Here is a 12,286-nt window from a genome sequence, read left to right as displayed (position 1 = left end):
TGTGCTCGATAATGTCGTGGTCTTCTCAATAATCCGCAGGAGCGCGCGATGGCTGCAGCTGTACCGAGCCCGTCGTTGTTCGTCGAGTCGCTGGGCGTGGTTGAGAGCAACCCGACCGCCCTGAAACTGATTCTGGGCGGCAAGTTGCGCCAGCTGCGCATGAGCGCTGGACTCGACCCGTCCGGCGTCGACACCAGGCTGGGCTTCTCCCGGTCGAAGACCAGCCGGATTGAGCTGGGTCGGCACGGTTGCAAGCCCGCTGACGCTCTGGCCCTGCTGAGCCTGTACGGGGTGAGCGATGAGGAGCGTGTCGCTGAGTTCCTGCGGCTGGTGGAGCAGTCACGTCGGCCGGACTGGTGGCGCTCGTTCAGCGATGTCCTGTCCGACTTCTTCGCTCCGCTGGTCGCCCTGGAAGGGGCGGCGGCCACCATCCGTACCTACGAGCCGTTCTATGTACCGGGCCTGCTGCAAACGCCCGCGTACGCACGTGCGGTCATCAGCTCCGGCCCCGCCCACCTCTATCCGCACGACGTCGGGCGACGGGTGGACCTCAGGCTGGAACGGCAGCGGCAGCTCGAACAGCCGGACGCGCCCCGTCTGTGGGTGCTGATCGACGAGTCCGTGCTGATGCGCACGGTCGGCGGACCGGAGGTGATGCGCGGGCAGCTCGAGTATCTCGCCGCGATAATGGAGCAGCGCCGCGTGGTTCTGCAGATCGCTCCGCTGGATGTGACCGCCTCGGCCGGCGTCGGCACGGGCGTGACCTATCTGCGCTTCGCACTCGGCGAGCTCAAGGACGCCGTCTACATCGAGCACCTGACTGACAGCACGTTCAGCCAGAAACCGCAGGTTGTCGAGCAGTACCGCGACATGCTGGACCGGCTCGGGGCGTGCGCCCTCACTCCCAAGGAGTCGATCGAGCTGATCCGGGAGCGCCTGTCCGGCTCGTGACGCAGCAGCGTTCCGGGTGGGATCGCGCGAGGCGCATCCCACCCAGAACTGTCAATGCGTATGGCGAGTTGGATGCCGGCGCTAAGGGAGCCGAGCGACGCCGCCCCACTCGATCCATTCATCGGTCAGCTGGGCGGGCGCGAGGTCGGAGTCCGGTCGCCAGGTCGACACTTCCACCAGGCCCGGCTCCAAGATCTCCAGCCCGGTGAGGTACTCCGCCACCTCGTGCTCCTCGCGGACGCGCCCCCAGTGACCTCCGGTGGCTTCCGCCATGAAGTCGGTGACGAACTTCCGGATTTCCGGCCGGTCGCTGACGAGCTGGCAGACGACAAGGAAGCTTCCAGGCGCGAGGCGTTCCGCAACCCGACGGACGAGGGCGCCCGGGTCGGACTCATCCGGGATGCAGTGCATCACCGACACGAACAGAGCAGCGACCGGCTGGCTGAAGTCGATCAGCCGTGTCGTCTCCTCGTGACCGAAAATGGCTTCCGTGTCCCGCATGTCGGCCTGGATGACGGCGGTGCGGTCGTTCTCTTCCAGTAGAGCTCGACCGTGTGCCAGCACGATCGGGTCGTTGTCGACGTACACCACTCGCGAGGCCGGATCGACCGCCTGGGCGACCTGATGGACGTTGTCCTGGGTCGGGAGACCGGAGCCGTGGTCGATGAACTGGCGCACGCCGTACTCGGCGGCCAGCATACGTACCACACGCTGCAGAAAACGACGGTTGTTGACGGCCAGCGTCTTCGTGCTGGGAACCTGAAGCAGCAACTGCTCGCAGGCCTCACGGTCGGACTGGTAGTTGTCGTCGCCCCCCAGGTAGTAGTCGTACATACGTGCCACGCTGGGCACCTTCGTGTCGATGGCGTCCGGGCGCCACGACTCGCGTTTCATCCAGTCCTCACCCGCATCTTCGGCAATCAGGTCGTGTAAGGCGACCATGCTATGAGTAGCCGGGAGGGCGGGGCAGGCGATGCGCGGGACGAGCGAGATTGAGGCATGTTTTCGGCCACGCCGCGGAGTTGAAGAGATGTGGCCGATCGTCTCCCAGGCCCCCATGCGCAGGCCTTATGCGACTTGGTGCACGATCTGGAGGTGCGTGGGCACAGTCATGCGCTGATGGTCAGGGTTGTTCGGCGCTGTGAGCGTGAGGGGGGGTTGGTCGGCAGATGTCCGGTGGGACGGGTGTTCGGCATGACGTTCTTGAGAGGGGCCGGGACGGCGGGGGCGAGGCTGTCGCTGACGAGGGGCCGGGCGTGGCGCGTGAGGGCGTCCGGGGGCGGTTGTACGGTGCGTTGAGCTGGCTGGTGCGTTTTGTGGGGGGCACGCTGCTGGGGGAGTGGCGTGGTGTTGTCGTGGAGCCGGTGCGGGGGCTTCTGCGCCGTGGGGTGGGCGGGGTCTCGTTGGCGTTGCTGGCGACGTTCGCGGTTATCTTCTTCCACGCGATTCACGTGACGCCGAGGGGTGCGGTGGTGGTGCGCCTGCTCGGCGAGGTGCGTGCTGACCTGCCGCTGCCTCTTGCCTTGTTGCGGACTCCTGTTTCGCTGTTTGTGCCTGCGCTGGATCTGCCGGTGTGGGCGGGCATTACGCAGTTGTTCCTCGCGTTCGCGCTTGCCGAGCTTTCGCTGGGCCGTACCCGGACTCTGGTGGTTGCGTACGCTACGACGCTGGCCGGCACGCTCAGCGTGCGGGTGATGATTGCGCTCGGTCCGGGGTGGTGGGGGCTGGGGCTGCCGCCTGAGATCGGGCAGGTGCTTGACACGGGGCCGTCTGCGGCGGTGGTGGGCCTGTTCACCTACCTCGCGGTGGTCCGGCGGGCGCCTGTTCTGTTCGCCTTCACCGGTGGCTCCATGGTGCTGGAGTCGGTCGTCAAACCCAATCTGGCCGCTCGTGAGCACCTGATCGCGATCGGGGCCGCGATCGTGTTGGGGCTGATTCACGGACGCTTCCGAGTGCGTCCGCCCAGGGATGAGGCGGTGCTGCCGGATGGGGGACGGGTCGGACTTGGGCGACGTTTGATGCGTGGTTCTGGATCACCTTCCGTGCCGGAGCCGCGGAAGGCCACCGAAAGCGCGACCGGGTCCCGCCCCCACCGCAGGGTGTGAGGCCGGTTCGGCGGACCCAGGGGTGGTCGCCGGGAGCGGGCGCTCGCGCAGGAGCAGACCGGCGGTCACCGCCACCGCGGCGGCGGTGAAGCCGTGGACCCCGTACGCGGTGCCGGGTGATCCGTCATTGCTCAGGACGATCACCATGTCTCCGGCCGGAACGAAGGTTATCGCCAGCATCGCCCAGCCCAGCGCCCTGCGAGAAGCCTCGTCGGAGGCTCCTGGAAGGGACTTGGAACGGACTTGGAGGAGGGCGCCAGGCGGAAGACCGGGCCTGGCTCTTCTCATCAGGGGCTCGGTAGCCGGGAACGGAAGGCCAGCGGACTGTGATCACGACAGATTCTTCCTCCGCGTACCAGGAGTGCTCCACGTCTCGGCCCCACACGACGTAGTCGCCTTGTTCGGTCAGGAGCACGCTGCGTCCAGGCAGATCAACGCGGAACTGGCCACTGATCAGGACGAGCAGAGCTGTACGCGCCTCGCCCGTCGCCCACTGGGCACGCTCGTCACCGCGCGGGTGAACACCCCACTTGATCTCAACGGCCTCGCTGTGCCGGGGATCGCCGGTGTCCTTGAAGTGTCCCAGCAGCCATCCTCGGTCCATCGCCGCGTCTCGGCCTGCATTGCCCACGTACACACTGTCGTTCATGCACGCGGACGGTAGCAGCCGAGCACCCTGCTGCCTGCGATGGGCGTGACCAGTACTTTCGCAGCAGACCCCAGTGCTGAGATAAGCCGAGCTGCTGTTCAGGGTTCTGACGGAGCGTGAGGTGAGGAACAACGTGGCCATTGCCTCGAACGAGTCCTTTGCCAGGCGAACTTGGGCCGGTGAACTCGTGCGGTATGCCGCCGAAAGATCACGGGTTCGGTGACGCCAGTGGCGGGGGCTGTGCTTGGTTCAGGGGCAGATGGGCATGAACGTGACCGTTGTGCTGGTCCGTGGTGAGCCTGGCGTCGTTTCGGCGCAAGGCGGCGATTGCCCCGAGGTTGGTGGCGGTGGTCTCGGCGACCACGAGGCGTGCGTCTGCTCTCGCCGCTTCGTGAAGGAGCGCCCGGAGGGTGGCGGTGCCGATTCCGCGCCCGCGTGCGGAACGTGCAAGCCACATGCCTGTTTCGAGCACCTCTTGATTGTCGCGGCAGGCCAGCCGTGCTGATCCGACGATTTGCCCGTCGGTGAGGATCGCGAATGTGCTTTCTCGGAGCGGACCGGCCAGTCCTGGCCGGCGAGTCCGATGCCAGGCCCGGAAGGCGTCCTGCCGTGCCGGCGTCCAGCCTGGCGGACCGGCCACGGGTGGCATGACCTCGCCGGGTGCCGCTTCGTTGACAGCCACCGCGAGGAGCCCTTGGAGCGTCTCCTCGTCGACGTGGCGCAAGTCCACCGTCACGATCACAGCGATTCCTCTCCACTCTGCGAGCCAAGCCGACTCTCAGGCCGCTTGGTGCTGTCTTTCGATCATCGCGTTCTGCCGATCAGCGTGCCAGCGGCTTTAGGGGTCGGCGCAGGAAGCTCGGCCGGGGAACCTTGACCGACCTGTTGCGAGGCGTAGAAGTCGTCCCGGTGCATGCCATGCGCGCACCGCTACCGGGACTAATCGCAGTGCACTGCCCTTTAGGGCGGTGGTGAAGGGATTCTCAGGGCTGCTCTGACCCGCAGGTCACAGTGGACGATAGTGGTGCTCGACCTGCGCCAGCTGGTCGTCGTTCGAACTCATGAAGCAGTTCTATCAAGAGCAACGCCCGCCTGGTGGCGGTGGCTGCCTTTGGCCGCAGTGAGGAGGACACGTTTGCGGAGGAGGGCGACCCTGCGCCCCGACCCCGGCTGACCGGTGCTCAGCCCCTCGCGCCGTCGTCAGGAGCGCGCGAGGCGGGCCGCGAGATAGGGCGCGGTGGCGCTGCGGCGGGCCCTCGCCACCTTGGCCGGCGGGCCCGCCGCGACCACCCGCCCGCCCGCGTCGCCGCCGCCCGGCCCGAGGTCGATGACCCAGTCGGCGGTGGCGATCGTGTCCAGGTCGTGCTCGACGAGGACGACCGTGTTGCCGGCGTCGACGAGCCGGTGCAGCTGCCGCAGCAGCAGCGCGATGTCCGAGGGGTGCAGCCCCGCCGTCGGCTCGTCGAGCAGGTAGAGCGCGTGCCCGCGGCGGGCTCGCTGCAGTTCGGTGGCCAGTTTGATGCGTTGCGCCTCACCACCGCTGAGTTCCGTCGCGGGCTGGCCCAGCCGCAGGTACCCCAGTCCCACCTCGCGCAACGTCTCCAGACTGCGGGAGGCGGCCGGGACGGCGGACAGGAACTTGGCGGCGGCGTCGACGGACAGCGCCAGCACTTCCGCGATGTTCTTGCCGCGGTAGGTGACTTCCAGCGTTTCGGCGTTGTACCGGGCGCCCTGGCAGGTCGGGCACGGCGCGTAGGTGCCGGGCAGAAAGAGCAGTTCCACCGCGACGAATCCTTCGCCCTGGCAGGTCTCGCACCGCCCATCGGGCACGTTGAAGGAGAACCGCCCGGCCGAGTAGCCGCGCGCCCTGGCCTCGTCCGTCGCCGCGTACAGCTTGCGCACCGCGTCGAACATCCCCGTGTACGTGGCCAGGTTGGACCGGGGAGTTCGGCCGATGGGCCGTTGGTCGACCCGGACCAGCCGGTCGAACGACTCGACCCCCGACGCGTCCTGGACGTCGACCTCCAGTTGCGCCGCGTCGGGCTCCTCGGGTACGAGTCCGAGGTGGCCGCGGACGACCTCGGCGAGCACCTGCGTCACCAGCGTCGACTTTCCGGAACCGGACACGCCCGTCACCGCCGTCAGTACTCAGAGCGGTACGTCGACGGACACGTCGTGCAGATTGTGACGGGAGACGCCGCGCAGGTGCAGCCAGCCGTTCGGTGTGCGCGGGCGGTGATCGAGCGGCTGGGCGCGCCCGAACAGGTACTGGCTCGTGGCCGACTCCCCGACCCGCTCAAGATCGGCGACCGGGCCGCTGTACAGCACGCGTCCGCCGCCCTCGCCCGCGCCGGGGCCGATGTCGACCACCCAGTCCGCCCGCCGTACGACGTCCATGTCGTGCTCCACGACGAATAGCGAGTTGCCCGCCGCCTTGAGGCGGTCCAGCACGTCCAGCAGCGGTTCCGCGTCAGCCGGGTGCAGGCCCGCGGAGGGTTCGTCGAGGACGTAGACGACGCCGAACAGCCCCGAGCGCAGCTGGGTGGCGATCCGCAGGCGTTGCGCCTCGCCGGGCGACAGGGTCGTCGAGCGGCGCCCGAGGCTGAGATATCCGAGGCCCAGGTCGAGCAGTACGTCGACCCGCGCGACCAGATCGCCGCAGATCCGGACCGCGACCTCGGTCGTCTCCCCGGATCGGGCGGTCGACGTGGTGGCGTCGGCCTTGGACCGTCCCGCGACGGGCCGCAGCAGCGCCACGACCTCGGTGAGCGGCATCGCGTTGATCTCGGCGATGGAACGTCCGGCGAAGGTCACCGCGAGCGCCTCGGGCCGCAGTCCGCTGCCGTGACACTCGGGGCAGGGCACACTCCTGACGAACCGGAGCGCCCGTTCGCGCATCTTCTCACTCTTGGAGTCGGCGAGGACGTGCCTGACGTGCTTGCGGGCACTCCAGAACTTGCCCTGGTAGCCGTAGTCGACGCGGTCCTCCTCCGGCTCGATGTACACGGAGGGCTGCTCGTCCGTGTACAGCAGCCAGTCCCGGTCCTTCTTCCTGAGCCTGCGCCACGGTCGGTCGATGTCGATCCCCAGGCCGCTCACGACACTGCGCAGGTTGGCGCCCTGCCAGGCGCCCGGCCAGGCGGCGATCGCCCCCTCGCGGATGCTCAGCGAGGGGTCCGGGACAAGCAGGTCCTCGGCGACGTCGTGCACGACGCCCAGTCCGTGGCACTCCGGGCAGGCGCCGGCCGCGGTATTGGGTGAGAACGACTCGGCTTCCAGCCGTGCGGCCTGGGGCGGATAGGTGCCGGCGCGGGAGTACAGCATGCGCAGCAGATTGGACAGCGTGGTGATGGTGCCGACCGTTGAGCGCGAGCTGGGCGACCCGCGTCGCTGCTGCAGGGCCACGGCGGGTGGCAGTCCGGTGATTTCCTGCACGTGCGGTGCGCCGACCTGTTGCAACAGCCTTCGGGCGTACGGTGCTACGGACTCGAAGTAGCGCCGCTGGGCCTCCGCGTAGAGCGTGCCGAACGCGAGCGAAGACTTGCCCGAACCGGAGACGCCGGTGAAGGCGACCATCGCGTCCCGCGGAACGTCGACATCGATGTTCCGCAGGTTGTTCTCACTGGCGCCCCGGACATGCACGAAGGGGTCGCTCGCGTCCTTGTTCACCGTTCCTGATTACCTGATCGCGCCGGGAACCGCGCGGCAGGCGCCGTCACCGGGCCCCGCTCACACGAGCATCCGGAGAGTCCCGGTATGAGCCGCTCCCAGGGAACATTCGAGGGTGCTTCACCGTTAGTCCGTAATGTGGGCGTGAAGGGAACTGTGTCCCCGGGCCTCACACTTGGCCCATGAGGACGATCGTTCGGCTGAAGCCTTATGGAGCCCCCGCCGCGAGGCGACCGCCCTTCGCGCCCACTGTCGATCGGCCCCGGCTGGGGATCCCCCGAACCAGTCGGGGCCTTCGCCTGCCCCCTGCCGGCGCCCTTCGGCGAACGCGGTGGTTCGCCTCCCGGTGGCGCACTCGCCCCGGCGGCTCAGCCCCCAGGTCGCGAGCATGCGCCCCATGGCGGCCATGACCGAGGGCTCGACCCGCGCCCGCAGAGACTTCGACTGCCATTACAGACGTTGTTGTGCGGGGACATTGTGCCAGTCTGCCCTCATGGACAGGGCCAAGCGCTCTACGTCTCCCCCGACTGCTCTTCCTGCACCTTCTTCTCCTCTCGCAGCCTCTGCCACCGCTGGCGCTGACGCTCGCCGTACGCCGCGTTGCGGACAGTGCCGTCGTCTTCGAGTCCGGATCCGAACGCACCTCCGACCATGCCCATGGAGCTGACGAACCAAGCGAGCACGGCGTAGTCGTGGATCGTTGCGTCTTGCCCGACGACCCTGCCCAAGACCGACGAGTTCAGGATGAGCAGGGTGACGCCGAAGAGGACGAGGAACAGGACCAGATAGAGGGAGAGTCGAGGGTGATCGTCACGCAGGTGACTGTGTTGTAGAGGCGGGAGAAGGGGCGGGAGAGTGAATCGTGAGGGCGTTCCCAGAGCTCGTGATCGATGATGATCCATGCCGTGAGGGCGAGGAAGGACGCAACACAGGCCCCGAGCAGTCGGCCCACGTCTATGCCCGAGGAGATGGTCCAGGCCGAGGTGTTGACCAGGCCGAAGGCGGCGGTGGCGAAGACACCGGCCAGTGCCCGGGAGAGGGTTGCGAAGAGCCGCCAGGGGCGGTTGGCCCGCACCATGCCGGTGACGAGACTCAGATGGCCGCGCAGGCCGGGCACGATGAAGCGTTGCAGGCCATCATCGCTGGTCTCTGAAGTTTCGAGCCAGCCGGCTGCCTCCGGCGCCGGAGCGAGATCGGCCCGCTCGCGGGTGAGTCTGCCGATGACATCCGCGACGACATGCCGGGCGCGCCGTCGCATCCGCCAGGAGCCGAGCGCCGGCAGGGACACCAGCGCGATGCGGTCCTCCGGGCTCACCTCGACGCTGACCGGCCGCAGGCCGGCTCGTCGAGGCAGATCGGTGAGGAAGACTACGGCCTCCCAGTCTCCCTCGGGTAGGAAGGGACGTACGACGTCGACCGCGGAGGAGACGTCCAGTTGCTCGTCCGCGACCAGGGGTGCCGTGCGCGCCGTAACCCGCCAGTCGACGTCCGCGCGGACCCGCCGCCTCAGCAGCTGCGGCAGCTTGTCGGCCAGATCCTGGACAATCTCCGCCGCCACTCCGGGGTCGGCGACCATCACGATCCGCACCGCGTGCGCCGCAGTGGCAGGCAGGGAATCTGTCACGGCCTCAATCCGGTCGGGGTAGGCGCGACGGCCTTTCGGCCCGAGGTTCCGTTGTAACGCCCTCCCATGTGGCGATCGAACGCGACAGGCGCCTCGGCGCCAGGCGTCCCCCGTTCAGCCCGGCACCGGGTAGGCAGGTCGGCGGAGAAAAGAAGGCGGCGAGGGTCGCGGAGGCTGACCCGCTCAACAATCTGCGCCGAACGGATGCTGACGGATGTTAGGGGCGGAGCGGAGGGCTGGCGTCGCCGACCGATAATGCAAAACGCGGCCTGGTTCAGTGGGCGCGGGCTGATCCGAAGGACCGCCGCGTGTTGCCCGGACCCTCGGCACTGCGGCCAGCGGTGATGCCGCCGCACCGCGTCCGGGAGCCAATTGCGCCGGATCGGTTCACTGCGACGGTTCGTTGCTGTGGTCGTTCTGGAGCATATGGCGACGTTCCTGTTCGCGCTTGGAGTAGGCGGCTGCCCGGATCGCTTCGTCGCTCTCCAAGCCTGATCCCAGCGCGCCGCCCACTGTGGCAATCGAGGCGACGAACCATGACAACGTCAGGTATTCCGTGGCGTGCAGCGGGGTTCGTGTCGTGGATGCGAACACTCGGTCGTTGAGGATGAACAACGCCCACAGCAAGTTGATGACGATCAAGCCCCCGTAGCAGACGAGCACCCCGATACCCACGGTCATGACCGTAGAGGCGTTGTAGAGCCTTGTCCTCTGCCTGGCCTCCCGCGAGAGCTCTGTTGATCGGTGCCACAGCTCCCCGTCTACGATCAGCCACCCGATCATGATCCCGAGTGACCCGACCATGGCGATCACGAGGCGTGGCGCGCTCAGGGCCCCGGCCAGGCTCCAGACGGTGGAGTCCAGGGTGGCGATGGCCCCCGTGGCAAGTGCGGCCGCCAGGGCTTTCGACAGGCCTGGCACCAATCGCCACGGACGGTTGGCGCGGACCATGCCGAAGAGCACTCTCAGGTAACCGCGCAGCCCGCTGACGACATATCGCAGATCGGCGGTCTCCTCCTCACCGACCGGGCTCGGGTGGATTGGCGTGAGACGACCGGCAAAGGGCCCCAGAAGCGGCGGACTTGGCGCAGGTCCTTCAGCCTGTGTGGCCTGCGGACCTACCAAGCCGAGCACGGCTGCTTCCACGACCCGCCTAGCTCTCGTCTGCAACCGCAAGCCCCCCAGCGGAGGCAGGGGCAGCAGTGCCAGGCCGTGTTCGTGACTCAGGTCCACAACGAGCTTGCGCCCGTGTGAGAGCAGCGGAAGGTCGGTGAGGGCGATGACGATGTCCCAATTCTCTGCACTTCCTCGATCCATGATCCGGCGCATCAAGGTGGGCAGGTCCTCGGCCCCAGAGGTGAATGGCTCGCTGACCACCTCGACATCGAACCGTCGCCCCTGGCCTGACTTGTCGGCGAGCCGAGCAGGAAGTATCCGGGCAATGCGTTGCGCGATCTCCGTGGGCGCATCGGGATCCGCCAGGAGAGCTACGACCGTGACGCCCTGAGACGGCACCCGCATGTTTAGACCCTTCACTTCGGCCACCCCCACGATCGCAAGTGCCCACAGGATGCCCCGGAGGTAACGTCGGCGCGGCGTGACGCGCTGGCCCCCGCCAGCAGATGCTGGCGGTACGGCCAGATCTCCTCTTCTTCCCAGGATCGGGGCCTGCTCCACCAGCGGCCACGCTCGGGGTGCGCACCATGCCCGCGATGAGCCGGAGATGACCGTACAGGCCTGGCACTACGCAACGGTCCGAGCCCGACGGTCCGGGCCTGGCGCCCCCGGCCGCGGGCCGAGCGGCCGCTGACCCGTGGCTGGCGACTTTCGCGGGCTTACTCGACCAGCCGGGGCACCACGGCCAGTACACCCTGTTCAACGCGCCGCCGCAGCCGCCAGGGCCCCCGTGCGGGCATCCACAACAGAGTGACCAAGGTGCTGACTTCGGTGCTGACTGGATGGAAGCGGGCCCGACGTGGCAGGTGGCGTTCGACACGGCCGTTGGACTGCATGCTGAAGACACCAGGCGGACCGACGACCGGCTGGCAGAGAGCCGATCGGCCCGGGTCGGGGACTCCTCAGCATTCCGAGCCCGGCGATGCGGCAGAGAAGCCAAGCGCTACGGGGCCAACTGGAAACCGTCTTGTTCGCGGGCAGCGTTTCGCAGCCTGCAGTCTTCTTGGCTGCGGTCTTCCTCTTCGGCCTTCACTGGGCTGAGCGCCGGGTACCCGTCGTATGTGGGGCCGGCGCCCGCTCCCTGCTTGTACCGGGGACGCGGACGGGCCCCTGGGGCGCCGGGCTCTCCCGCTCGTACTCGTGGGGCGACTCAGCTCCCACGATCTACCTCGGCATTCGCAGGATCAGACGAGACCGGCCCCGACTCGTTCGGTTCGCAGAGCGACGGGGGATGCACCCACGAACCGGAGCCAGAGCTTGTGTCGACTTGTCAACGAACCATCCTTCAGGTCGGGCCAGGCGTCAGCGGCCAGTAGGGCCAATGGGCCCAACCATCCATCCACAACCTGGTCTTGGACGTGACGCGCCCATTGTGGGCCCGGCAGCGACAATCTGCAGCAACACGGCGAAACGCGTCACGGACCATCATGGAGCATCCGCTGGACGGACCCCATTGGGCGTGATCAGCCAGCAGGGCCAGAGCGCACCAAGCCCGGATTCATCCCTTCGTGCAGGAAGCAGTGCTCATCAAATCGCGGAACCTACATCAGTGCCACGTTCGGAGGGCCGACCGGCACGGTACTTTCGGCAGGATCCATGCCCCAGTCACCTGCCACCCGATGGGAGAACATCGTGAACAGCCGGGACCGCGTTCCCTACTTCCGCTGGCAGCGCCACTTGCCGCGCCTTGTACAGGACCGGAGCGCGGGCCTGATGATGGCTGGGGCAGCGGCCGTCGCCCTCTCGTTTGGCGTCGTCGGCGCTGTCGCTGAGTTGTCCGGCCCATCATCAGATCCGTGCCAACGGGCCCGCGACATCGCCGACGACGCCCGCCCCCCTGACGGAAGGGTGGACTCCGGCATCGAGCGCGAGCACGCCCTCGAACCTGCAGGTGACTGGCTCGACGCCGCAACCGAATGCCAACAGCGCGGCGGCGACCCGGGTCCCGGGTTCTAGCTTGATCTTTAACCTGTGCGGCGTGGTCGTGGGGTAGTTGACTTCTTCGTTCGCTGCTTCACAGGTTGTGTCTTGCGGGGTGTGTGCACGTCGTGGCGGGGTGTGGGCCGGGTGTTCTTTCGGCCTTGGGGTCGTCCGGGGCCGGGGCGGGAGGGT

General features: G+C 67.8%; 8 protein-coding genes and 3 pseudogenes. 3 read left to right on the top strand and 8 right to left on the bottom strand.

The window, feature by feature from the left end; translation table 11 throughout:
- Positions 1 to 48 precede the first annotated feature (48 nt).
- Positions 49 to 951 carry a helix-turn-helix transcriptional regulator gene (locus AB0D12_RS32105; RefSeq protein WP_362690669.1) on the top strand — a complete coding sequence of 301 codons (903 nt, stop codon included), beginning with the start codon at positions 49 to 51 and terminating at the stop codon, positions 949 to 951.
- An 81-nt stretch (positions 952 to 1,032) separates the two neighbouring features.
- On the opposite strand, the gene AB0D12_RS32100 is transcribed toward AB0D12_RS32105, so the two are convergent.
- Entirely contained in the window at positions 1,033 to 1,845 is an 813-nt protein-coding gene (locus AB0D12_RS32100) for an SAM-dependent methyltransferase (RefSeq protein WP_362690823.1), read from the bottom strand.
- A gap of 362 nt (positions 1,846 to 2,207) precedes the next feature.
- Here AB0D12_RS32100 and AB0D12_RS32095 point away from each other — a divergent pair, with 362 nt between their 5' ends.
- Positions 2,208 to 3,056 (top strand): hypothetical protein, encoded by an 849-nt coding sequence (locus AB0D12_RS32095; RefSeq protein WP_362690666.1) that lies wholly within the window; start codon positions 2,208 to 2,210, stop codon positions 3,054 to 3,056.
- On the opposite strand, the gene AB0D12_RS32090 is transcribed toward AB0D12_RS32095, so the two are convergent.
- Positions 2,985 to 3,344, bottom strand: a complete 360-nt coding sequence (locus AB0D12_RS32090) for a DUF4267 domain-containing protein (RefSeq protein WP_362690663.1) — start codon at positions 3,342 to 3,344, stop codon at positions 2,985 to 2,987. The two genes, AB0D12_RS32095 and AB0D12_RS32090, sit on opposite strands and share 72 nt — an antisense overlap.
- Before the next feature lie 7 nt (positions 3,345 to 3,351).
- Positions 3,352 to 3,705, bottom strand: a pseudogene (locus AB0D12_RS32085) (signal peptidase I); the annotation flags it as partial.
- A gap of 79 nt (positions 3,706 to 3,784) precedes the next feature.
- On the opposite strand from AB0D12_RS32085, the pseudogene AB0D12_RS32080 reads away from it, so the two are divergent.
- Positions 3,785 to 3,865 (top strand): annotated as a pseudogene (locus AB0D12_RS32080) (AAA family ATPase); the annotation flags it as partial.
- Positions 3,866 to 3,913: 48 nt separating this feature from the next.
- Here the strand turns inward: AB0D12_RS32080 and AB0D12_RS32075 are convergent.
- The 5 genes and pseudogenes from AB0D12_RS32075 to AB0D12_RS32055 form a co-directional block, all read right to left on the bottom strand.
- Positions 3,914 to 4,441 carry a GNAT family N-acetyltransferase gene (locus AB0D12_RS32075; RefSeq protein ID WP_362690660.1) on the bottom strand — a complete coding sequence of 176 codons (528 nt, stop codon included), beginning with the start codon at positions 4,439 to 4,441 and terminating at the stop codon, positions 3,914 to 3,916.
- Between the two features lie 464 nt (positions 4,442 to 4,905).
- Positions 4,906 to 7,374, bottom strand: a pseudogene (gene uvrA, locus AB0D12_RS32070) (excinuclease ABC subunit UvrA).
- Between the two features lie 512 nt (positions 7,375 to 7,886).
- Positions 7,887 to 8,057, bottom strand: coding sequence for a hypothetical protein (locus AB0D12_RS32065; RefSeq protein ID WP_362690657.1), 171 nt, complete (start codon positions 8,055 to 8,057; stop codon positions 7,887 to 7,889).
- A 56-nt stretch (positions 8,058 to 8,113) separates the two neighbouring features.
- Positions 8,114 to 8,998 carry a hypothetical protein gene (locus tag AB0D12_RS32060; protein WP_362690654.1) on the bottom strand — a complete coding sequence of 295 codons (885 nt, stop codon included), beginning with the start codon at positions 8,996 to 8,998 and terminating at the stop codon, positions 8,114 to 8,116.
- A gap of 387 nt (positions 8,999 to 9,385) precedes the next feature.
- Positions 9,386 to 10,519 carry a hypothetical protein gene (locus AB0D12_RS32055; RefSeq protein WP_362690820.1) on the bottom strand — a complete coding sequence of 378 codons (1,134 nt, stop codon included), beginning with the start codon at positions 10,517 to 10,519 and terminating at the stop codon, positions 9,386 to 9,388.
- Positions 10,520 to 12,286 lie beyond the last annotated feature (1,767 nt).

The sequence above is a fragment of the Streptomyces sp. NPDC048479 genome (assembly GCF_040651435.1).
Taxonomy (GTDB): Bacteria; Actinomycetota; Actinomycetes; order Streptomycetales; family Streptomycetaceae; genus Streptomyces.
The sequence above is the reverse complement of the archived record's forward strand: the minus strand, read 5'-3'. Positions and strand labels throughout refer to the sequence as shown.